This window comes from Hydrogenophaga crassostreae (assembly GCF_001761385.1).
Lineage (GTDB): Bacteria > Pseudomonadota > Gammaproteobacteria > Burkholderiales > Burkholderiaceae_C > Hydrogenophaga > Hydrogenophaga crassostreae.
In genome coordinates this window covers 4350404-4372987 of sequence record NZ_CP017476.1, presented here as the reverse complement: position 1 = coordinate 4372987, position 22584 = coordinate 4350404, and the positions used below count along the sequence as shown (strand labels likewise).

Below are 22584 nucleotides of genomic sequence, written 5' to 3'. Positions count from 1 at the left end.
CGGGGCGCTTGCGCTCAGGCGAGGGAACGGCCCAGTTGCTCCATGGAGTCGGCCAGCCAGTCGCCAGGCAGGGTGCTGGCTGCCACGTGGGTCACACGGAACGACCCGTTCAGGGCTTCCAGGTTGGCCAGCCCTTTTTGCCACATCAACCAGGCCAGCCAGGCGCATTGCTGCGCAGAGACCATCTGTCCGGCCGGCGCCGTTAGCAAGGCGGTCAGGATGCGTGGGTCTGTGATCAGCACGCCGTCACCGCCCAGCGGTTCGGCGTCCAACACCTCAGCCAGCACCTGCAATGCCCGGGCGTCATCGCTTGCGGGGCCCCAGGTGCGCAGCCAGTGCCTGAGGTGCGAGGCGATCGCCACGCCACGCTGGGCCTCGGCCTGAAGCAGGTCGGCGTGTTCCCAGCGCTGCCAATCTATCCCCGGATCGATGGTTTTGCACATCAAGGCGCTCTGGGCGAACTGGTACAGGGCTGCCTCGTGGGCCTCGCTTTGGACCGCTGCACTCAGCATCAACAGCGATGCCATGCGGTTGGAGAGCAACTGGCTTTGCTGCACAAGAATCTTGTCGTGCAGAAGCTCGTCCCGCTCTGATCGCAACGCCGACAGTTCAAGGGCATTCTTCAGATCGGTGTGCAGGTTGTCGAGTTCCCACGGCTTGTTGATGTAGCGGAAGATCTCCCCCGAATTGATGGCCTCAATGGCATCGCCGAGTTCGGAGTAGGCCGTGGTCAGCATGCGAACGATGTGGGGGTGGTTCTCGCGCGCATAGCGCAGCAGCTCGTTGCCCAATTCGCCCGGCATGCGCTGATCGGTCACCAGCACGGCAATTTCCGATGCGTGCTCACGCAAGACGGCTTTGCCTCCCTCCACCGAACTCGCGGTAAGAACGGGCGCGATCGAGCTCACAAGGCGATCGAAATACTTCAAGGCCATGGCCTCATCATCAACATACAGAATTTTCTTGGGTGCGTTCATGGCCATTCCTTGTGGGGTTCTTCGGAGGCATTGGGGAAATACAGCGTTACCACAACGCCCTGGCCGAGCGTGGATTGGACCTCCATGGCTCCGCCAAGCGTTGACATCACGCGTTGGCAAAAGACGAGGCCCATACCGGTGCCGCCAATGTCTGCTCGAGTGGTGGTGGGCTCACGGGTGAGCCGGTCCAATATCTCAGGGGCAATGCCCGGTCCGTTGTCACGCACACCAATGAGCGGTTGCGCCGCCATGCCTGGCGCCGGCGCATAGCTCGCCAGCACGATATCCAGCTGCGGTTGGTCCGGTGGCGCCGAGCGCAGCGCCAGAACCGAGTTTTTTACCAAGGTGCACAGAACCAGGAAAAGCAGATCACGTGAACCAGGCAAATCAAAATCTTCGCTGACCTCGCAGCGCACCCACCGTGATTCGTCGGCGTCGAAAGGGTATTCCCGGCGCACCGCATCGATCAGTTCGCTCGCCTTGGCCGAACCCGGGTGGGTGCCCTGCGCGGTCACGTTGGCAGACATCAGAAACTTTGTCACCAGCACCTGTGCAAAGTCGGCACCACGCTGAGCGGCTTCGATCATTGCCAGCACTTCCCCGTTCTTGTTGCGTTGGGGTGCCCCAGCGGTGGCTGCTTCTTTTGAGGGATCCTCAAGGTGGCGATCTCTCATCGCAGACAGGTAGCTGCGCACGGTTGCCAAAGGGGTAGATGCTTCGTGGGCAAGAAAACCCAGGGTCTCGCGCAGGGTGGACTCGCGCGTGTCGAGCAAGTTGCGTTCCGCGACACGGCGTTGGCTGTTCGCCAGCGCGGTGCGAAGCGCTTGTCTGACCAGGGTTTCGTTCAGGGGCTTTTCAAGAATTTGCTCGACCTGCCCCTGGTTGATGGCTTCCATCGCCACGGTTTTGTCGGCATATGCCGAAATGAGCAGCCTTGAAATGTGGGGGTAAGGCGTACGAAGCTCGCTCAAGAGATCGACACCATTGCGAAGCGGCATGCGGTAGTCGGTCAAGACGACCGCAACCTCCTGCGCCCGCTCACGCAACAGTGCCAATGCTTCGTCGACGCCCGATGCCGTGAAAACAGTGAACTCATCGGAAAACAGGCGAGAAAACCACTTGCAGGCTTGCGGCTCGTCGTCCACCATCAGGATGGCGTGTGGCGCCTTGTTTTTCTGGGGTGGCGCAGAGGGGGGATTGGCGAAGCCGTCCATTCAGGTCCTCGCCAGATCGAAGGTGAACTCGGTCCAGGCGCCCGGTTCACTATGCACCTCCAGGGTACTGCCATGGCGTTGAATGATGGAGTAGCTCATGCTCAGGCCCAAGCCCAGGCCGGAGCCCACTTCACGGGTGGTGAAGAATGGCTCAAATACCCGCGAAAGCACATCCGTGGCAATGCCTTGCCCGTTGTCGCGCACTGAAACTTTCAGGCGCTTTTCCAAAGACTCCACTCTTACTCCGATATCAGGTTGTTCCCGCTTGGCCCCATGCACTGCATGGGCCGCGTTGCTCAGCAAGTTGATCAAGACGCCGATGATGGCCGGCTCGTCACCCAGCACATGGGTGTCCTGAGGAAGATCGACAGAAACCTTGATTCCCTTGAGGTCAAAACCAGCCAGTCGAGTGGCAGATCGCACAGCGTTTTCAAGCAGGAACGGCCGGTGACTGTCTTCACCGGGTTTTTGATAGGCAAAAGTTTTGAGGTCGGAGACGATGTTCTGGATGCGATCCATGCCCTCCTTGGCGTCGACCAAGCTCTCTTTGAGCATCGCGTCGGTCTTGACCGTTGGCAAGGTCATGGCCATGTTGATGGCCATCAAACTGTAATTCACGGGGTTGTTGAGTTCGTGAAGCAAACCGGCTGACAGCGTGCCAATGGCCGCCATCTTTTCACGCTGAATGAGTTGGCCTTTAACCTCTGCGAGCGTCCGATTGGTTTCTTTCAGTTTTTTATTGTTGAGAGACACTTCGTGCTGAAGTGAGAACAGCCTGTTTCGTGCCTTTTCATTGAACCAGGTGCAAACCGCACTGGCGGTCGCCGAAAAAAGAATGAAAATGCTGTTGGTGTACATCTTCGCGTCTGTGCCTGCCCCATTCTCGTTGTAGGCACAGGCAATAACGTATACCACCAGCGTCAGGGCCCCAAAACCTATTCCCTCGAAAACTGTTATGGGAAGGATGATCCCGACGGCATACATGGCAAGGTGAAGGCCGACAAAATAGATTGAATCTGATCCGTCGGTCAGGTAGATCATCCACGCGATCATGAGTTGTGGCATTGACAGCCAAATCATGGTCAATGCCCGCACATGCGTTCTTCCAAAATTCGTGTACAAGACCACGAAAACGAGAAAGATGGCTAATGCAGTTCCGATGCGGAACAGAAGAAATTCCGTTAATCGATCTGGGTACGAAAAGAAGTCTAGGGATATGCCCACCAACACAAGCAGAGCCGTGGTTATGGCGCCCGCCTTACTGTAGGTGACACGAAAGTCCGATAGCTGCTCTTCGTAAGGCGAGACTGTCGCGGCCTTCATTCCGTCGCTCTTTCTCCATTGGGGATGCTCTTCAGAGTTGCTTCCGCAAAAACGTTGACACCGGTCTCGTCGGTGAACAAATGCACAGACGCATCGACTTCGCTCATGATTTTGCTCATCTGTGCCTCATCTCTGTAGATGAGGTGCCATTCGAGCAGATGCTCCATCCCATGCTTTTCGGGGTTGCTGGAGTGCACATTGGTCAGCAACAGCTGGGTTCCGACCTTCCCTTTGGACAAAAAGAACCGAATCAATCTTGTGCACACTTTATCTGAGAGGTAGTCGAAGAGCCCTGCGCAGTAGATAAAGTCGTAGGTGTCATTTCCTATCTTTGCCGAACGTGAGTTGCGTTTGAGCAAATCATGTACGGATTCCTGTATGTATTTGACGTTGATAACGTTGTTGCATGCTTTTGCAATTTGATCGAGTTTGGATTTGGTGTAGTTCAGCGTTTCTGCGCTGAAGTCCATTAGCGTAAACTCTATATTTTCCAGGTCTTTATGGGTCTGAATAAGCTGCTGAATTTCTGCTGCAGGGCCACAGCCGATGTTCAGAATTTTTACTTGCCGATTTTCTGACTTGGCCAATGCTATGGCCCTGCCCAAGTAGTCAACGAGAATATCGACTCGGTTGCGGTGTGCTTGCGCAACGGCAGATTTGATGAAAACTGCGTTGACCAGTTCGATGTACGTGCTGCTTCCTTGGCGAGGATCGCCAAGCAGCTGATTGACCATTTCATAGTCGCCCGCATATCCGAGTGGTTTGGCAAACGTCCGATAGACGAATGGTGCCTTCAGAATGAGCGGGTGAAGCGCAGCTTGCGCAAAAGCTCTATGCAGCAGCGAATCTTCAGGCGGTATATCTGCGGCCTCGGCTTCCAGACGAGCCAGGTAACTTTTGCTCTTGGCCATCAAGGGCTCAGCGAGTGCCCAAAATACCTCATCGGTCAGCCGTCCGTTAGCACCTTTTGGAAGTGAGTCATTCATGTCGCTCTGATCGATCCAGCGCGCAGTCTCGGACAGAAAAGAACGAAATTCACTGATCGCGACCTGGTAGCTCTCGCGGATGCGAAATCGATCCTCCCAGTCCGAAATGAAGCGGACGGTTTCGGCGCCAATCTTTTTGGGGTCGCCGTGCGCAAGATTCAGGTCGCTCCACTCATCGATCAGTGCCAGCGAAACAACGGCCATCAGGCCAGTGTTCAGCAAACTCACCACCACGGCCTTGCCCTTGTATATGCTGCGGTCGCCCGAACGGATGACAAGGTCATCGAGCACTTCACTGACTTGCACGATGGAGTACGGGTTGTAAATCTCCATCACCAGCGCACGACGTTGCAGGGACGTCAGCGTGCCCCTGGCGGTTTCGCCTTGGCTGTTCTGAAAAGTGACGACGGGATCGAAGGGGCGTTGCAGTTGCACGGTTCGAGCACAGTTGGTGACATTGGGCGGATCGTTGGACACTTCTCTATAGGGTCCCCTTCTTCGAGTGTAGTCAATTGTGTCCCTAAGTCCTTAGTTGTGCGAACGAATTGCCGGAGCAAAGTGCGCTGAGCCGTCTGCACGCATTAAAAGTAAAACTAATGGACTCGTCTTTGCGCAATTGCCTCAATAACAATGACGGGGCAGGTTTGCGCCTGCACCGCCTTTATTTGATTCTTCTGGCTCCAAAAGGCCTGCATTTCCCGGATGCGGCCATCCACCTGGCTTGACGTGACGCAATGTGGTGTGTTGCGATTGGGGCTAGGATCTGTTCCAGTGAATGGTGTTCGAGCGCTTTTCAGGTGCCGCACATTCATCCTGTTTGAAGGAGACCCATATGTTCAAGAAAATTCTCGTTCCCACTGATGGTTCGTCGCTCGCAACTGCTGCTGCCACTGTTGCGGCGCAGCTGGCCAAGTCACAGGGGGCCCAGGTTGTCGGGGTCTACGTGATTGATCCGTTCCCCTTCATTGGTATCGGTGACGCCTCCGCCGTTGCGTTGCAGTCGTACATGACTGAAGCCCGCCGGGCGGCCACGCAGGCGCTGGATGCGGTCAGCAAGGTGTGCGAGGCAGAAGGGGCTCCTTTCGTGGGTGACACGATCGAGCGCAATGTGGTTCACGAAGGCGTTGTCGAGACGGCCGTGGCCGAGGGCTGCGATCTGATCGTGATGGGTTCCCACGGTCGCCAGGGCGTCAAGGCGCTGATTCTCGGCAGCGTGGCCCAGAAGGTCCTGGCTCACGCAGCCGTTCCAGTGTTGATCGTCAAGGGCTGAGCAAGGGCGCATGCCACGGCCGGGGTTCTGCCACAGGCCAGGCGGGAGAGGGTGGTTTGGATGAATGGTTACGAGATTTAACCCATACCCGTGACAGGGTCGCTACAGTGCTGCTGGATGAGCCTGTTGTTCTTCCCCGTTCGCGCCTGCCTGAGTCCTCCGCGATTGAGAGGCCTCATCGCCTCACTGCTGGCCGCAGGTGGGCTGCTTGCTTGCGGCGGCGGTGGCCATTCGCCGACAGAGGTGGCATCCCCGGCCAAAGCCGCCACAACTGACCGGAGTGAGCTTCAAGCCAGCCAGCCGGGCGCTCTGGGTGGTTCTCCGGGTTGGGCACTGCACGCGGTCGAAGGCGTCCCGCCTGTGACTGGGCGCAAGGCACTGGCCAGCTCACCCACCACACAGGTCGATGCGGTGCGCCTCGCCAACCAGGGCACGTTTGGCGCCACAGAGGCATTGATTCAACACATCCGCCAGACCGGCCCCTTGCTTTGGGTGGCCGAGCAAATGTCCACCAGCCGTTCGCTGCGAGGGACCATTAGGCCTCAGGTTGCGGCGCCCGACCCCACGCCGGCTCCCTCGTTTGGACTGCATAAGCCACTGCTCTTTTCCGAGCTGATCATCCCAACGTCGGCATTGACATCAGGCGGTACCGGTGCCGTGCACCAATTTGCCCAGTCGTCCGGTGAATTCTGTGATGGCAGAGGCGACAACTGCTGGCGCGACTGGTCTTCATCAACGCCGCTGGTCTGGGACTTTTACCGCAATGCCGTCAGTGAACCCGATCAGTTGCGTCAAAGAGTGGGCTGGGCCTTGCAGCAAATTCTGGTGGTGTCCAATCTGGAGGTGTTTGGTACCTATGGCTTGCGCAACTACAACAACGCCTTGCTGAACCAGGCGTTTGGCAATTACCGGGATGTTTTGCGAAGCGTGGCGCTTTCGCCCGTGATGGGCGACTACCTGAACAATGTCAACAACGACAAAGCGGCCCCCAACGAAAACTTTGCCCGCGAGTTGCTGCAGCTGTTTTCGCTGGGCACCTGTGCGCTCAACACCAATGGCACGCTCAAGTCGGGTGACTGCGAACCAACCTATGACAACGAAATGGTTCGCAACTACGCTTTTGCCTTGACAGGCTGGACCTATCCGGCCGGTGGGGCCACGCCCTGGGGTTGCTGGCCCAGAGGAAGCAACTGCCAGTATTACGGGGGCGACATGGTCCCCGTGGCCAGCTTTCACGACAGCGCTGCGCGTGCACTGCTCTCCGGAGTCAATCTGCCTTCGGGCCACAACCCGGGCCAGGCGCTTGAAGCGGTGCTCAACAGCCTCATGAACCATCCCAACATGGCGCCGTTTGTGGGGCGCCAGCTGATCCAGCATCTGGTGACCAGCAACCCTTCTCCAGCCTATGTGCAGCGGGTGGCCAGTGCGTTTGTCTCCGGCCGGTTTCAGGGTTTTGGCACAGGGCAGCGTGGTGACATGAAGGCCACGGTTGCGGCCATCTTGCTCGATGCGGAGGCCCGCACCACTTCCCCCTCGAACACGGCAGGGCGCTTGCGGGAACCGGCGCAGTTTTTTACCGGTGTGTTGCGTGCCCTCAATGGCCGCACCGATGGTGACGCGCTGGGCTGGTGGTGGGGTGAAGAGCTGCGCCAGCACGCCTTTCGCTCACCGTCGGTGTTCAACTTCTATCCACCCGACTACCCGGTGGCCGGCACCTCGCTGGTGGGCCCGGCATTTGCCCTGCACAGCACAAATGCGGCCTTGCAACGGGTGAACTATGTGAATTACCTGGTGTTCTGGGATGGCTCGGATCCTCAACAAGATGTGCCAGGGGCCTTGGGCACGCGGGTGGACCTTTCGCCTTTTGTGTCCGATGCAGGCGACCCCGGCAAGCTGGTTGACCGCCTGTCGCTGCTGGCATTGGGGGCGCCTTTGCCCACCGCAGCCCGCATGGCGGTTGTGAATGCCGTGGCGGCCTATACCCAGCAGACCAGCGGGAACAACTACCTGACCAACCGGGTGCGTCAGGCGGCCTATCTGGTGTTTGCCTCCCCCAACTACCAGGTCGTGCATTGAAGCCGCTCACCTGTTGCAGAGAATTCCGATGAGCTCCACACACTTGCACCGAAGAAAGCTCCTGCAGTTCGCCGGAGGCTCATTGGCGGCAGCCTTGGGGGCGGGTGGCGTGTCTTTGGTGATGCCTCGACCCGCGCAAGCACAGTCGGGCTACAAGGCGCTGGTCTGCCTGTTTTTGTACGGGGGCAACGATGGCACCAACATGGTCGTGCCCAATGATGTGTCCCGCCACAACCAGTACCAGTCGGTGCGCGGCGCGCTCGCGCTGCCACGCAGCAGTCTGGTGAGTCTGGTCGGCACGGATTTTGGTTTGCACCCGGCGATGTCGGCACTGGCGCCCGCCTGGGCGGCGGGGAGTCTGGCACCCGTGTTCAACGTGGGGCCGTTGTACGCACCGGTGTCCAAGTCCGAATTGCGCAACGCAGCGGCATCTTCGCCGCTGGTTCCCGACAGCCTGTTCTCCCACTCCGACCAGCAGGTGCTCTGGGAAACAGCCACCACCAGCTCTTTGGAGCGCACCGGATGGGGTGGCCGCGCCGCCAACACCCTTGGCGTGGGATCGCCCGTGATCTCGGTGGGAGGCAATGGCCGTTTTGGGCTTTCCAGCCTGAGCGCACCATTGGTCTTGCCCGCGCCAGGGTCGACCTTCGGGCTGGAGGGGCTGGGGGACCCCTGGACCCCGGTTGCGCAGCGCAAGGCAGCGCTCGAAGTGCTTTACAACCAGGCACAGGGGAACACCTTGACCGACGTCTACGCACAGCGGCAGCGAGAAGCGATGACGGTGGCAAGCCGACTGAGCTCGTTGGTGAAAGTGCTGCCCAAAGACGGCGTGGCAGCGGCTATCGATGCCGCCTTTGCGCCGCTGACCAGTGCGAAGGGCGGTCTGACGACGCACCTGGGGGCCCAGCTGTACCAGATTGCCAAGCTGATTGACGGGCGGGTCACGGTGCAGGGCAACCGCCATATCTTTTTCGCCCAGATGGGTGGCTTCGATACCCATGGCAACCAGGTCAGCACCAGCAGCCAGACCGGCGACCATGCACTCTTGCTCAAAGAACTGGCCGATGCGATGGCTTGTTTCCAGGCCGCGATGGTGGCGCTGGGGCTGTCAGACCAGGTCACGCTCTTCACGCAGAGCGATTTTGGTCGAACCTTCAAACCCAACAGCAGCAATGGAACGGATCACGCCTGGGGCAATCACCAACTGGTGATGGGTGGCGCGGTGCAGGGTGGCGTCACCCACGGCGTCTACCCCGATCTGGTGCTGGGTGGGCCCAGCGACATCGGGCTCGACGCCTGGGAGCAGCATGGGCGCTGGATTCCGTCCAGCAGTGTCGACCAGTATGCCGCGACCCTGCTGGGCTGGATGGGCGCGAACGACAGCCAGCTCAATGCGGTGCTGCCCAATCTGCCCAATTTTGGCAGCACCCGCAGCCTGGGCTTCATGGGCTGAAGGGATGGGCCGGTCCCGGCGTTGGGACTCAGCGTCTGAACTTGCCGCTGGGACCGATGATGGAGTAGTCCGAATAGTTCAGGCCTGTGTGGTCGGTGCTCGAGTAATCGACGATCAAGCCGCCCAAATCGTATGGCCGCATGGTTTCAAGGGCTTTGACGAGGCCCCCGCGGGAAGGGTTGGCGCCGGCTCGGCGCAACCCTTCGACCAGCACCTTGGCGGCCGCATAACCTTCCAGCATGGCAGGGCTCAGCTCAATGCCTTTGACTTTGGCCAGCTTGCGCGCTTCGTTCACCATGGGGTAGTCGGCGTTTCGCACCCCGGGATACACCTGCGACACGATGACGCCACGCCCAAACTCGCCGAGGCCTTTGATGAAGCCGGAAGAGGCATTGTTGGACAACGTGGCGACCTGGGCGACCGAATTGGCCTCTCGCAGGGCTTTTACGCCGCTGGACACGGAGGTGCCCGATCCAAACCACAAAACCGACTGCACCTTGGCCTTGAGCAAAGCGGGAATGATCTCGTCGAAGTTGGGCTTTGAGCGGTCGGCCGGAACAATGACAGAAGGCGGGTAGCCGGCTTTGGTGAAGCCGGCCATTGCGCCTTCGAGGGCGTCTCTGCCAAAGGAGTCGTCGGCATGCACGATACCGACACTTGCCGGGCCCAAGGCGGTCAAAAAGGAGGCGAGGCTTTCGGCCTCGCGTTGGTAGGTTGCCCGCACATTGAACAGGGTCTTTTGAACCGGCGTGTGCATGACCATGGCACCGGTGGAGGGACCGACCAAGGGCACCCCGGTTTTGTCCAGCAAGGGGAACAGGGCTTGGGTATGAGGCGTTCCGCGGGTCAGGAACAGCGACAAGACCTGACGCTCCTCGACCAGGATACGCCCGTTCTCAGCGGCTTGTTTGGGGTCAAACTGGTCATCGAGCGAGATGAGCTCGATCTTTTGCCCGCCAACGCCACCCTTGGCGTTGATGGCGTCGAAGTAGAGCTTGGCACCATCGGTGGTTTCTTTGACGCCGGCCGCGACTGGCCCGCTGAATCCAGCGGTTTGGCCGATCAGGATTTGGGCTTGAGCAAAGGTCACGGCCATTGTGAGGGTCGCGCCCAGGCACCAGATTTTCAGTTTGCGCAATTGGGTCTCCTAAGGTTGCGGGCTCAGTGTAGCGCTCATCGGGCGGCTCCCGGTGGGGCTATCACGTGATGGAATCGCCCGCACAAGACAAGATGAGGGGCAGGTCTCTAGAATGTTCTGCCCCTCATCAAAGAAAGTGTCTTGCATGTCAGAAGGATGGATCCGCATTCGCGGCGCGCGCCAGCACAACCTGAAGAACCTCGACCTCGACATCCGCACGGGGGAATTGACGGTTGTCACCGGCCCGAGTGGCTCCGGCAAATCGAGCCTGGTGTTCGACACGCTGTTTGCCGAGGGTCAGCGGCGCTACGTCGAGACCTTCAGTGCCTATGCGCGCCAGTTTCTCGATCGCATGGACAAGCCCGCGGTCGATCGGGTGGACGGGGTTCCGCCCGCCATCGCCATCGATCAGACCAACCCGGTGCGCTCTTCACGATCGACCGTGGGAACGATGACCGAGCTCAACGACCACTTGAAGCTGCTTTTCGCGCGGGGTGCTGGCTTGTTTGATCGCGAAACCGCGATGCCGGTCAGCCACGATTCCCCTGAGTCCATATACGCCGAGTTGAAGCAGCGTGCTGCGGCTTTCGCTGCCGCCGCGCCAGATTCGGGTGATCCGCGCCTGGTGGTGACCTTTCCGGTGGAGTTGCCCGCCAGCACCACGCCAGAAGAAATCGAGCAATGGCTGTCTGCCAGTGGATACACGCGGGTGCAGGCCGAGCGCGTGGTCGAGCGAGCCGCTGTGCCGGAGCCTGAGGCAAAAGGCAAGGTCAACAAAAAGTCAAAGAAGGCGGCGCCTGCGATCGAAGCGGTCAAGGTGCTTGACGTCGTGGCCGACCGCTTCCGTATCGGCACCGCCGAGCAGGTGAGGGTGATGGAAGCCATCGAGGCCGGGCTCAAGCGCGGCGGCGGCAAGCTGATGGTGTACGTCCTGGGTGAGGCGGCGAGCGCGGGGACACATCCCGAGCCCGAGATCTGGCGGTTTTCGACCGGTTTGCACTGCCCTGAGAGCGACATCCGCTACAGCGAACCAACGCCCTCCATGTTTTCGTTCAATTCGGCGGTCGGCGCCTGTGAGGCCTGCCGGGGCTTTGGCCGCGTCATCGGGGTCGACTACGGACTTGTGATTCCGAACGACAAGCTCACACTGCGCAACGGTGCCATCAAGGTGTTCCAGACACCAGCCTGGAAAGAGGCACAAGACGATCTGATGCGCCACGCCGAGGCGGCGGGCATCCCGCGCGACACCCCCTGGAGCAAGCTCACGCCTGAGCAGCAACACTGGGTGAAGGCAGGTTCACCGAACTGGAATGGCAAATGGAACCAGCAATGGTTCGGCATTGCGCGCTTCTTTGAGTACCTGGAGAGCAAGGCTTACAAGATGCACATCCGCGTGCTCTTGTCCAAGTACCGCAGCTACACCGAGTGTCCGAGCTGCCATGGCGCCCGGCTCAAAACCGACAGCCTGCTCTGGCGCTTGGGCACCAAGGCTCAGGCCGATGTGGTGCTCGCTCCTGAAAAGCGTTACCTGCCCGCAGGTGTGAAGTGGTCGCGCGTGCAACTGGAAGCGCTGCCGGGCCTGTGCCTGCACGATCTGATGCTGTTGCCGCTGGACAAGCTGCGAACCTTTTTCACGGCGCTGGACCAGACGCTGATTCCCGCAGGCGCCGACGGCCTCGGTGCCGGCCAGGCGCAGGCGGTGCGACTGCTGCTGGAAGAAATCAACACACGCATCCGCTACCTGTGTGAGGTTGGCATCGGTTACCTCACGCTCGATCGTCAGAGCCGCACGCTGTCGGGCGGAGAGGTACAGCGCATCAACCTCACCACCGCGCTGGGTACCTCTTTGGTCAACACGCTGTTCGTTCTGGATGAGCCGAGCATCGGCCTGCACCCGCGCGACATGGCACGCATCAACAGCGCCATGCTGCGGCTGCGTGATGCGGGCAATACGCTGGTGGTGGTGGAACACGACCCGGCGGTGATGCTGGCGGCCGACCGCCTGATCGACATGGGGCCCGGCCCCGGCGAGCGCGGCGGACAGATCGTATTCGACGGTACGCCCGAAGCGATTCGCGATGCCGATACGCTGACAGGCGCCTACCTCGGTTCGCGCAAGCAAGTGGGCATGGGCTTCAAGCGCATGGTGACCGACAGCACGCCGCGCCTGATTCTGGAAGGTGCCCGTGAGCACAACCTGAAGAACGTCACAGTCGATTTTCCTCTGCAGCGTCTGGTGGTTGTGACCGGCGTCTCGGGCTCGGGCAAGTCGAGCCTGATCCAGGATATTTTGGCGCCAGCCCTGCTGCGCCACTTCGGCAAGTCCACGGATGCCCCAGGGGCGTTTGACCGTTTGCTGGGGGCCGACTTTTTGAGCGAAGTGGTGTTCGTCGATCAGTCGCCCATCGGCAAGACGGCGCGTTCCAATCCGGTGAGCTATGTGGGGGCCTGGGACGCCGTGCGCGCCTTGTTTGCCGACGCACCGATGTCGCGTCAGCGCAGCTACACCGCCAGCAAATTCAGCTTCAACGGCGGCGATGGCCGTTGCCCGACCTGCGGTGGCTCGGGCTTCGAGCACGTGGAAATGCAGTTTCTCAGCGATGTGTACCTGCGCTGTCCGGATTGCGATGGCAAACGCTACCGACCCGAGGTGCTGGAGGTGCGGCTCGAACGCGCTGGCCGTTACCTGAACGTGGCCGATGTGCTTGACCTCACGGTCAGTGAAGCGGCAGAGCTATTCAAAAACGATCGCGAAGTCTTGCGCGCGCTGCAGCCCATCGTGGATGTGGGTCTGGAATACGTGAAGCTAGGCCAGCCCGTGCCTACCTTGTCGGGCGGTGAGGCGCAGCGCCTGAAACTGGCGGGTTTCCTCGCTGCGGCCGCCAAGACGGCAAGTGCCAGCAAACAAGCCTTGGCCAAAAAGGGAACGCTGTTCATGTTCGACGAGCCCACCACCGGGCTGCATTTCGACGACATCGCCAAATTGATGCGCAGCCTGCGCCGCCTGCTCGAAGCTGGCCACTCGTTGGTGGTCATCGAACACAACCTGGATGTCATCCGCTCGGCCGACTGGTTGATCGACCTGGGCCCGGAGGGCGGCGAGGCGGGTGGCTTGATCGTCGCCGAAGGTCCGCCAGAAGAGGTGCGTTTGCACCCCAGCAGCCACACGGCAAAGTCGTTGCGTGAGTACGCGATGTCCATGGGCGAGGTGCACAAGGCCGGCGAAGGCAGGGTGGCTGACTACCTGGCACCCGCTGCTTTGGCCAAGCCAAAAGCCCGGGCTGTGCCGATAGCGCCCAATGCGATTCGCATCGTCAATGCCAAGGAGCACAACCTGAAGAACCTGAGTGTGGACATTCCGCGCGGGCAGTTCAATGTGATATCGGGCGTGAGCGGCTCGGGCAAGTCCACGCTGGCTTTTGACATCTTGTTCAATGAGGGGCAGCGGCGCTATCTGGAAAGCCTGAACGCTTATGCGCGCAGCATTGTGCAACCGGCGGGCCGCCCGGAAGTGGACGCGGTCTACGGCATTCCGCCGACGGTGGCGATCGAGCAGCGCCTTTCGCGCGGTGGCCGCAAGTCCACCGTGGGCACCACCACCGAGGTCTGGCATTTCTTGCGCCTGTTGTATGTGAAGCTGGGCACGCAGCATTGTGTGCACGATGGCGCGGCGGTGATGCCGCAAAGCCCTGAAAGCATCGCTGCGGCGATTCTGAAGCGCTACAAAGGTCAGCACATTGGCCTGCTCGCGCCACTGGTGGTCAACCGCAAGGGCGTGTACACCGAACTGGCCGACTGGGCTCGACCGCGCGGTCACACCCATTTGCGCGTGGACGGTGAATTCCTGCCCACCACCGGTTTCCCCCGCATCGACCGTTTCAAGGAGCACACGATTGAGTTGCCCGTGGCCGATGGTGTGGTGGATGCCAGCAACGAAGCCTGGCTGCGCGAGCAGCTCTCCAAAGCGCTGGACATCGGCAAAGGCCAGGTGCACATCTTGAGCGAGCTGGGCGGCCTGGCCGAAGCCATGGAGGTGGGACGCCCCACCGTGGGCATTGGCAAGCTGGAGGTGTTTTCCACCACCCGGGCCTGTCCCGTTTGCGCCACCAGTTACCCTGAGCTTGATCCGCGCCTGTTCTCTTACAACAGCAAACATGGCTGGTGCCCCGACTGCGTGGGCACAGGGTTGGCGCTGACCCGCGAGCAGCGCAAGGCGATGGACGACTCGGTGCGGGACGACAAGGAAAAAGGCCGCGAGCAGAGCTTTGCCGAGCCCGACGTGGAGGTGGCCGACGACGCGCCTTGTCCAGCCTGTTCTGGCACACGCCTCAACAAGCAGGCCCGTGCGGTGCGCTTTGGTGCGAGTCCCGCGTCCGACAAGGAAGGCATGGGCATCACCGAAGTGGCGCGCATGGCGGTCAACGATGTGCGGCGCTGGGTGCAGGGTTTGATGCGGGGCGATGTGCTCACGCAACGCGAAGCCGACATCGCGCGCGACCTGTTGCCCGAAATCGAAAGCCGTCTGGCTTTCCTCGAAGAGGTAGGGCTGAACTACCTCACGCTCGATCGCGGCGCACCCACGCTCAGCGGCGGCGAAGCGCAGCGCATCCGGCTGGCCGCCCAGCTCGGCAGCAACCTGCAAGGCGTGTGCTACGTGCTCGATGAACCCACCATTGGCCTGCATGCGCGCGACAACGCCATCCTGCTCAACGCCTTGCACAAGCTTGGCGAGATGGGCAATACGCTGGTGGTGGTGGAGCACGACGAAGACACCATCCGCCGTGCGGACCACATCATCGACATCGGCCCCAGCGCGGGCAAACGCGGCGGCCGCGTGGTCGCGCAAGGCTCGGTGGCCGACCTGTCGGCCAACCCCGATTCGGTGACCGGGCGGTACCTGCTGCATGCGATGAAACATCCGCTGCAGGAGCGCCGCGAGGTGTTGCATGACGCGGTGGAAGACCAACAGAACTTGGATGCTGAAGCAGCGGCCGCAGCCGCTGCGCAGCCGGTGGTGAAACGCCAGAGCAAAGCCGACAAGGCCGCGGCCGTTGCGGCCGCCCTGTCCGCTGCGGCCGCCGCAGGGCCGATGCGCTACAACGACTGGCTCAGCGTCAAGCGCGCCCACCTGCACAACCTGCAAAACCTCGATGCCGAGGTGCCGCTGCAACGCCTGGTGGTGGTCACCGGCGTGTCGGGTTCCGGCAAGTCCACTTTCGCCCGCGATGTGTTGCTCACCAACGTGGCCGAGGCCGTTGGCCGGCGCAGCACCTTCGTTGGCCGCCAGGCCTGGGACGCGGGCGAGCGCCCCGCCTGGGTGGGCTGCGACAAGGTGCTGGGAACCGAAGTCGTGGACCGAGTGCTGGAGGTCGACCAGACCCCCATCGGTAAAACGCCGCGCAGCTGCCCCGCCACCTACATCGGTTTCTGGGACACGGTGCGCAAGCTGTTCGCCGACACGCTGGAGGCCAAGGCACGCGGTTACGGCGCCGGCCGCTTCAGCTTCAACACCGGCGAAGGTCGCTGTCCGGGCTGCGAAGGCCAGGGCATGCGCACCATCGAGATGAGTTTCCTGCCCGATGTGAAGGTGCCTTGCGAGGTCTGCCACGGCGCGCGCTTCAACCCCGAGACGCTGGCTGTGTCGTGGAAGGGCAAAAGCATTGGTGATGTGCTGCAGATGGAGGTGGACGAGGCGGTGGAGTTCTTCGCCTCCATGCCCAACATCGCACACCCGCTGCAACTGCTGAAAGATGTGGGCCTGGGTTACCTCACGCTCGGTCAACCGAGCCCGACGCTCTCGGGCGGCGAAGCGCAGCGCATCAAGCTGGTGACCGAACTCAGCAAGGTGCGCGATGACGTGACGCGGCGCGGCCAGAAGGCGCCGCACACGCTCTACGTGCTCGATGAGCCTACGGTGGGGCTGCACATGGCCGACGTGGAAAAACTCATCCGCGTGCTGCACCGTCTGGTCGACGGCGGACACAGCGTGATCGTGATCGAACACGATCTGGATGTGATGGCCGAAGCCGACTGGATCATCGATCTGGGCCCGGAGGGCGGCTCGGGCGGCGGCCAGATTGTCGCGGCCGCACCACCGGATGAAGTGGTGCGGCTGGCCACGCACACGGGCAAGGTGCTCGGACCCGTTTTGGCACGTTGAAGGAGGATGACCTTTTGGCTTTGAAACCATCGCAACGCAGCACCCGATCCGGCGCATCGGCCGGCCTGTTGACATTGATCACTCTGGCCTGGAACGCAATGGTCTGGGGGTTGCTGGTGCCCGATCAGGGCGCACCGGCCTGGTTCAAGGCGCTGTTTGTGGTGGTTGGCCTGCTGGTGGCGTGGGGCAGCGTCGTGCTGTGGCGAGATCGCCTGCGGGGCGGCGGTGTGAGCCTGACGCTGGAGCAGGATCCCGTGCCCCACGGTGTGCCGACCACTGCGTACTTCACCTTGCGCAAACCGCTGGCTTTGCGAATCTGGACGCTGGATGTGGTGCTCGACACCGCCAAAGGGCTGCAAAGCGGATTCGGGCGGGTGTGGGAGGGCAGCTTCCCTGCCAGTACCGTGCCCTCGATGGTCGCTGGCGAGATCGTCGTCCAGGACGTGAAGGTTGAATTCAGCCTGCCGGCCGATCTGCCCAGCACACAAGACAAAGACTTTCGAGCTGCTCTGGTACTCAAAGGGGACAACCTCAGCTGGCGTTTTGATATCCAGACCCGCCCGGGTACCGCCAGTGAGCTCACATTTCACAGCGAGGAGCGGGCTTGGGGGGCGGCCCGTGTCGAGAGTCCCCGTGAGCCCGTTGATACCCACCTGGCACAACCCGGTCAGCATGTCCGGCTCGCTTGGGTGCGCAGGGGGGTGCAGCTGCTGGCCTGGGTGCTCTTTGCCTGGTTTGTCTGGGATTTTGCGAAACCGATTCTGCGCGAGATGCCAGCCATTGGTCGCTATGTGACACAGCAATGGCCACAAGTGGCGCCGCCCAGTGACGAGGGGTTCAATGCACAGGTGGACGCTTCTGCGTTTCCCATCACCATCAGCAACTGGCTCATCGACGACTGGCGCTACCGCGCCCATCTGCAGGCCACGGCGCAACTCGAGCAGGGCACGCTGCGGGTGCGCATTCAGCGGTTGCAGCTCATGCCCGTGAGCGCTTGCAAGGGGACGAACGATTGCCAGATCACGGCTGTGGGGTTGCTCCTGAGCCAGGACGCAGGTGGCGGTTTTCGCACCTTGGCCCAGAGCGAAAACCTGCCCTGGGCGGTGAATCTGGGCGAAGTTCACCGGGCGGTGCGCGGCGAGGGAGAGTGGGTACTGAAGCTGCCAGAGGCGCTGCCTGCGGGGAATGTGCGGCTCAAACTGGTGGTGCAGTCAAAGCGTATCGATCCCGAAACGGGCAAGGCGGGCCCCAGCTGGGTCTACCCCTCCCATGGCAACCATCTGGCCTTGCAAACGGCGCTGGCCAACGCCACCAAGGCTTCGGAGCTGCCGTGCGAACGCCTGGCCACCGCGCTGGAGGCGGTCAAGGCCAGTTGCAACACCCGACTGGCGGTGTTGTTGAATGGCGCTGCGCCTCTCGCTCAAGGTGCGCTGGACAAATTGTTGATCGAGGCCATTCTGAACTTCAACACCGGGTCCGTTCCTTTGTTGCTGGCGGCGGGAGCCCGGGCCAATGCCACACACCCGAGCCGCCCGAGCCATTCCGCTCTGGGTTTGGCAGCGGCCGGCAATCAATCTGAAACGGTGAACAGGTTGTTGGCGGCCGGGGCCAATGTCAACCACCTGGCAGAGAGTGGTCAGCAGCAGATCGTGACACCGCTCACCCAGGCCCTTCGGTACGATGCCGCGCCCGCCGTCGCCCAGTTGCTGGGGGCTGGAGCATTGCTGCACAACAAGCACCTGAATGGCTGGACCGTGATGCACATCGCAGCCTTTGAAGGCGCAACCGACAGCATGGCCGTGCTGGTGGCCGCCGGAGGCGACGTCAACGAAAAGACCGCGGTCTATCGGCAGCAAACCGCGTTTCACACCGCGCTCCAGTTTGCGCCACAAGCCACGATTGAAGCCATGTTGGCAGCGGGCGCCGACGCGGATATTGCCGATGACCAGGGTGAAAACGCCTGCGGATGGGCCAAGTTCTTTCGCCGGTCGGCTGCCATCCAGGGACTGGTATGTCCCACTTGAGTGGGTGGGCGCCATGGTGCCGCGTGCACCGCCTTGCGCGCGCTTTTTGAAGAGCAGCTGCCATGCACCCGTCGCAGCACCAGGTCATCCACATTCACCCCGAGGCGCCAGCCAAGCCCCCGCTGGGTGCGCCTTGCAACGGCTGCGGTCTCTGTTGCCTGGCCGAGCCCTGCCCGCTGGGACAGGTGATTTCGCGCAAACGCTCGGGCGCTTGCGATGCGCTGCGGTGGTCTGACGCCGATGCCCTCTACCGCTGCGGTGTGCTCACCGATGCCGAGGGTGTATTGGGTCGGCGCTGGCGTTGGGTGGCACCGGTGTTGAGGCGCCTGGCAAGGCGCTGGATTGCGGCGGGTGTGGGGTGCGACGCGACGCTGGAAGGGGAGCGGCAGGTTTGAGGGTGTTTCATAGCGCCGTCGAACGGCGTGCGCTGCGCCTTAGAGCCAACCGACGGCCCGAAAGATCAGGCCTAGCCCGAGTGCTGCCAGGACGATCAGCACCGCCGTTCGGAAAGCCTCCGGCGCCAGAAGCCGGCTGATGCGCTGTCCAATGCGCACGCCGAGCGCCACCAGCACCAGGCCGCAGACGGACACGGCAACCACCTGCACCGTCATCAGACCTGCCAAGCCGAGGCCGACGAACATCGCAGCGCTCGACAGCGTGAACGACTGGTTGCTGGCGTGAATGAAACGCTCACGTGCCAGATCGAGCGACAGCAGATAGGGAATCAAGGGCATGACCTGCGAACCGGTCAATCCGTTGATGAAGCCGGTTGCGGCGCCGATGGCCGGTTCGAATTGGCGGGTTCGGGCCTCGGTCAACCGGAAGCGGGCATTTGAAAGGGCGAAGATCACGTAGAGCAGCAGAACGGCGCCGAGCACGGCGGCAGCACTTTCACTCCTGATTTGCGTCAGCAACCAGAGGCCTGCAAACACCGAGACAGCCGCCGACAGAACCATCGGCCAGAAGCGCCGCAGGCTGGCGCTGAAACCGCCCGTGCTCATCATCACCACCAGGTTCGACGCAACCGACGGAATCAACACCAGTGGCAGCGCATCTTTCAAGCCGAACGCCAGCGTCAGAATCGGCAGACAGGTGGAAGAATAGCCAAGACCGGTCACGCCCTTGACCAGTGCCGCAATGAAGTACGCGGCGGCGATGGTGGCGAGTTGGGTGACCGAGAAGGTGTCCAGCAGGAACATGGTGGTGGTTTTGCGAAAAAGCTTGGGCTCGGGCGCTCGGTGGCCGGCTCCGGTACGGGCCTGGGACGCGAGGATGGTACTTGCACGCCGTACCTTTTGCTGTGCCTGCCGGCTCAGCAAAAGCCGCAGCAGACGAATGGCCAGACCCGGCGGGGCACATGGCATGCACGCAGGCGACGCCACTTCAAAGCGGTTGTTGTTAGGATGCTCGCAAGGGTCAGCCTGCCTTGCAAATCATGCGCAGGCCACACGCCCGAGTTTCAACCCCACCAACGAGACAACACCATGCAAGAGCTATTCAAGTTTTATATCAACGGCGCCTGGGTGGAGCCACAGGAGACACTGCGTCCCCATGATGTGATTGACCCGTCGACCGAGGCTGTTGCGGCGCGCATTGCCCTGGGCTCGGCTGCCGATGTGGACCTTGCCGTGAAGGCGGCCCAGGCTGCGTTCCCGGCCTTCTCGCAAACAACCGTGGCCGAGCGCGCCGCTTTGCTCGAGCGCGTGATCGAGGAGTACATGAAGCGCTTTGCCGACATCGCTGCCGCAATCTCGACCGAAATGGGCGCCCCCGCCGGTCTGGCCAAAACAGCGCAGGCCGGCATCGGCGTGGGGCATTTAAAAACCGCCCTGGCGGTGCTGAAGAACTACGCCTTTGAAGAGCAGCGCGGCACCACGTTGCTGCGCAAAGAAGCGATTGGCGTGTGTGGTTTCATCACGCCATGGAACTGGCCGACGAACCAGGTGATGTGCAAGGTGGCTCCTGCGCTGGCCACGGGCTGCACCATGGTGCTCAAGCCGTCAGAAATGGCGCCGTTGTCGGCGCAGATTCTGGCCGAGGTGATGGACGCAGCGGGCGTGCCTGCCGGTGTGTTCAACATGATCAACGGCGACGGCCCAGGCGTGGGTTCGGCCATTGCCAGCCACCCCGATATCGAACTGGTGTCGTTCACCGGCTCCACCCGTGCGGGCATTCTGGTGGCGCAGGCTGCGGCACCCACGGTCAAGCGGGTGCACCAGGAACTGGGTGGCAAGTCGCCCAATATCATCTTGCCCGACGCCGATATCGCCAAAGCCGTGACCGGTGGCATTCGTGCCGTGATGAACAACTCTGGCCAGTCCTGCAACGCGCCTACGCGCATGCTGGTGCCCAAGGCCCGCAAGGCCGAAGCCCTGGCGGCAGCCAAAGCCGCAGCCGAGAAGACGACGGTTGGCGCGCCTGACAGTGGCGCCGTGATCGGGCCTGTGGTGTCCAAGGCGCAGTGGACCAAGATTCAAGCCTTGATCCAGAAGGGTCTGGACGAAGGCGCCACGCTGGTGGCCGGTGGCGTTGGCCGGCCTGATGGTCTGGACAAAGGCTACTTCGTCAAGCCGACGGTGTTGGCCGATGTGACCAACCAGATGACGGTGGCCCGCGAAGAAATCTTCGGCCCGGTGCTGGTGATCATCGATTACGACACGCTGGACGAAGCCATCGCCATCGCCAACGACACGCCGTATGGTCTGGCAGCCTATGTGTCGGGCACCGATACTGCGACCTTGCACAGCGTGGCCAACCGCTTGCGCGCAGGCCAGGTGAACCTCAACAGTGCCGCCGTTGACATGATGGCGCCCTTCGGTGGCTTCAAGCAATCGGGCAACGGGCGCGAGTGGGGCGATATGGCATTTGGCGAATTCCTGGAAACCAAGGCGGTGCTGGGTCATTCGCCTGTGGCCGCCTGAATGTGATGCGCTGAAAAAGCGCTGAACAAATGCCTGCGGCTGGAGACGCCGCAGGCATTCTTTCTGGCCTGTCAAGGTGGGTCAGTTTGGACCATCGAACCAGTGCCGTTCGAGCCACAATGGCGGCCATGTCGTTGATTTGGCCGATTCCCGCTTTGTTGACCTGGGCGCTCGCCTGGGGCATTTACCTCGGACTGGGGCAGGTCGGAGCGGGTGGTGTTGCCGCCTTTGTGGCGGCGTTGCTGGTTTCAGGCTTGCCCGCATGGACGGGGCGAACGCCCTGGCGCCGTGTGTTCATGGTGGCCGGATTTCCGCTTTCGCTGGTGGCCAGCGGCGCCGCGACAGGCTTGCCGGCCTGGGCCTGGCTGCTGCCATTGGCCCTGCTGCTGCTGCTCTATCCCCTCAACACTTGGCGTGATGCGCCCTTGTTTCCGACGCCGAGCGCGGCACTGGATGGCTTGGCTGCGAGCGCGCCATTGCCTCCTGGTTCCAAGGTGGTCGATGCGGGGTGCGGCTTGGGGGCGGGGTTGATGGCGCTTCGACGCGCCTACCCCGATGCCCAGATTCATGGCATGGAATGGAGTTGGCCTCTGACTGTGCTGTGTGCGTTGCGCTGCCGGTTCGCACGGGTAAAGCGGGCCGATATCTGGGTGGCCGATTGGTCGGGCTACGACCTGGTGTACCTGTTTCAGCGGCCTGAAAGCATGGCGCGGGCGATGGAGAAAGCTGGCAATGAACTGGCCGCAGGCCGGTGGCTGGTGAGCCTGGAGTTTGAAGCCGTGACATTCAAACCGAGCGCACGGCTGGAAACCGTGGCCGGCAAACCGGTCTGGCTGTACCAGACGCCCTTTCGGCGCCGATAGCCCATTTGGTGGCTGCCCAAAAAAAGGGCATATTGTGAACTTGGCCTGGCTGTGGAGTGGTTCGGTAGACCGGTCTCCCAACCGCTCTGGCCGACGGTCAGAACCTTGCGCCGGATCAAACCACCAACCGTGTTTCCGTCTTAACATGGTTAATTGCGCATATTTCAATGGTTGGAGTG

General features: G+C 61.6%; 14 protein-coding genes. 8 read left to right on the top strand and 6 right to left on the bottom strand.

The window, feature by feature from the left end:
- Positions 1–14 precede the first annotated feature (14 nt).
- From LPB072_RS20240 to LPB072_RS20225, 4 genes are read right to left on the bottom strand one after another with little or no spacing between them, the layout of a single operon-like run.
- Positions 15–977, bottom strand: coding sequence for a response regulator (locus LPB072_RS20240; RefSeq protein ID WP_157694185.1), 963 nt, complete (start codon positions 975–977; stop codon positions 15–17).
- Positions 974–2191, bottom strand: a complete 1218-nt coding sequence (locus tag LPB072_RS20235; RefSeq protein ID WP_066095592.1) for an ATP-binding response regulator — start codon at positions 2189–2191, stop codon at positions 974–976. Before LPB072_RS20235 ends, LPB072_RS20240 begins: the two co-directional genes overlap by 4 nt.
- Positions 2192–3514 carry a sensor histidine kinase gene (locus tag LPB072_RS20230; protein WP_066095589.1) on the bottom strand — a complete coding sequence of 441 codons (1323 nt, stop codon included), beginning with the start codon at positions 3512–3514 and terminating at the stop codon, positions 2192–2194.
- The gene (locus LPB072_RS20225; protein ID WP_066095855.1) at positions 3511–4935 is read right to left on the bottom strand and encodes a class I SAM-dependent methyltransferase; all 1425 of its coding nucleotides are present in this window, start codon (positions 4933–4935) and stop codon (positions 3511–3513) included. The genes LPB072_RS20230 and LPB072_RS20225 overlap by 4 nt, the downstream gene beginning before the upstream one ends.
- Before the next feature lie 397 nt (positions 4936–5332).
- On the opposite strand from LPB072_RS20225, the gene LPB072_RS20220 reads away from it, so the two are divergent.
- From LPB072_RS20220 to LPB072_RS20210, 3 genes are all read left to right on the top strand, one after another.
- Positions 5333–5770 carry a universal stress protein gene (locus tag LPB072_RS20220; RefSeq protein WP_066095586.1) on the top strand — a complete coding sequence of 146 codons (438 nt, stop codon included), beginning with the start codon at positions 5333–5335 and terminating at the stop codon, positions 5768–5770.
- Between the two features lie 117 nt (positions 5771–5887).
- Entirely contained in the window at positions 5888–7846 is a 1959-nt protein-coding gene (locus LPB072_RS20215) for a DUF1800 domain-containing protein (protein ID WP_082877143.1), read from the top strand.
- A gap of 28 nt (positions 7847–7874) precedes the next feature.
- Entirely contained in the window at positions 7875–9299 is a 1425-nt protein-coding gene (locus tag LPB072_RS20210; protein ID WP_066095583.1) for a DUF1501 domain-containing protein, read from the top strand.
- A 28-nt stretch (positions 9300–9327) separates the two neighbouring features.
- Here the strand turns inward: LPB072_RS20210 and LPB072_RS20205 are convergent, their stop codons facing one another.
- Entirely contained in the window at positions 9328–10437 is a 1110-nt protein-coding gene (locus LPB072_RS20205; protein ID WP_066095580.1) for an ABC transporter substrate-binding protein, read from the bottom strand.
- Between the two features lie 145 nt (positions 10438–10582).
- Between LPB072_RS20205 and uvrA the strand changes: the two genes are divergently transcribed.
- The 3 genes from uvrA to LPB072_RS20190 all read left to right on the top strand — a co-directional run bounded on the left by uvrA (position 10583) and on the right by LPB072_RS20190 (position 19016).
- On the top strand, positions 10583–16597 hold the full coding sequence (uvrA, locus tag LPB072_RS20200) for an excinuclease ABC subunit UvrA (protein WP_066095577.1): 6015 nt from the start codon (positions 10583–10585) through the stop codon (positions 16595–16597).
- Between the two features lie 14 nt (positions 16598–16611).
- Positions 16612–18621, top strand: coding sequence for an ankyrin repeat domain-containing protein (locus tag LPB072_RS20195; RefSeq protein ID WP_157559374.1), 2010 nt, complete (start codon positions 16612–16614; stop codon positions 18619–18621).
- A gap of 62 nt (positions 18622–18683) precedes the next feature.
- The gene (locus LPB072_RS20190) at positions 18684–19016 is read left to right on the top strand and encodes a hypothetical protein (protein ID WP_066095572.1); all 333 of its coding nucleotides are present in this window, start codon (positions 18684–18686) and stop codon (positions 19014–19016) included.
- 39 nt (positions 19017–19055) lie between these two features.
- Here LPB072_RS20190 and LPB072_RS20185 read toward each other — a convergent pair whose 3' ends face one another.
- Entirely contained in the window at positions 19056–19820 is a 765-nt protein-coding gene (locus tag LPB072_RS20185) for a sulfite exporter TauE/SafE family protein (protein ID WP_066095852.1), read from the bottom strand.
- Positions 19821–20105: 285 nt separating this feature from the next.
- Here LPB072_RS20185 and LPB072_RS20180 point away from each other — a divergent pair, with 285 nt between their 5' ends.
- The gene (locus tag LPB072_RS20180; RefSeq protein ID WP_066095567.1) at positions 20106–21542 is read left to right on the top strand and encodes an aldehyde dehydrogenase family protein; all 1437 of its coding nucleotides are present in this window, start codon (positions 20106–20108) and stop codon (positions 21540–21542) included.
- A gap of 128 nt (positions 21543–21670) precedes the next feature.
- Positions 21671–22405: a class I SAM-dependent methyltransferase gene (locus tag LPB072_RS20175; RefSeq protein WP_231943326.1), complete on the top strand. Its 735-nt coding sequence runs from the start codon at positions 21671–21673 to the stop codon at positions 22403–22405.
- Positions 22406–22584: the final 179 nt, after the last annotated feature.

Excerpts from the sequence above, each read along its gene's own strand:
- LPB072_RS20185 (WP_066095852.1), bottom strand. The coding sequence starts at position 19,820 with ATGTTCCTGCTGGACACCTTCTCGGTCACCCAACTCGCCACCATCGCC.
- uvrA (WP_066095577.1), top strand. The coding sequence starts at position 10,583 with ATGTCAGAAGGATGGATCCGCATTCGCGGCGCGCGCCAGCACAACCTG.
- LPB072_RS20180 (WP_066095567.1), top strand. The coding sequence starts at position 20,106 with ATGCAAGAGCTATTCAAGTTTTATATCAACGGCGCCTGGGTGGAGCCA.
- LPB072_RS20240 (WP_157694185.1), bottom strand. The coding sequence starts at position 977 with ATGAACGCACCCAAGAAAATTCTGTATGTTGATGATGAGGCCATGGCC.
- LPB072_RS20190 (WP_066095572.1), top strand. The coding sequence starts at position 18,684 with ATGCACCCGTCGCAGCACCAGGTCATCCACATTCACCCCGAGGCGCCA.
- LPB072_RS20215 (WP_082877143.1), top strand. The coding sequence starts at position 5,888 with ATGAGCCTGTTGTTCTTCCCCGTTCGCGCCTGCCTGAGTCCTCCGCGA.
- LPB072_RS20230 (WP_066095589.1), bottom strand. The coding sequence starts at position 3,514 with ATGAAGGCCGCGACAGTCTCGCCTTACGAAGAGCAGCTATCGGACTTT.
- LPB072_RS20235 (WP_066095592.1), bottom strand. The coding sequence starts at position 2,191 with ATGGACGGCTTCGCCAATCCCCCCTCTGCGCCACCCCAGAAAAACAAG.
- LPB072_RS20220 (WP_066095586.1), top strand. The coding sequence starts at position 5,333 with ATGTTCAAGAAAATTCTCGTTCCCACTGATGGTTCGTCGCTCGCAACT.
- LPB072_RS20210 (WP_066095583.1), top strand. The coding sequence starts at position 7,875 with ATGAGCTCCACACACTTGCACCGAAGAAAGCTCCTGCAGTTCGCCGGA.
- LPB072_RS20175 (WP_231943326.1), top strand. The coding sequence starts at position 21,671 with ATGTCGTTGATTTGGCCGATTCCCGCTTTGTTGACCTGGGCGCTCGCC.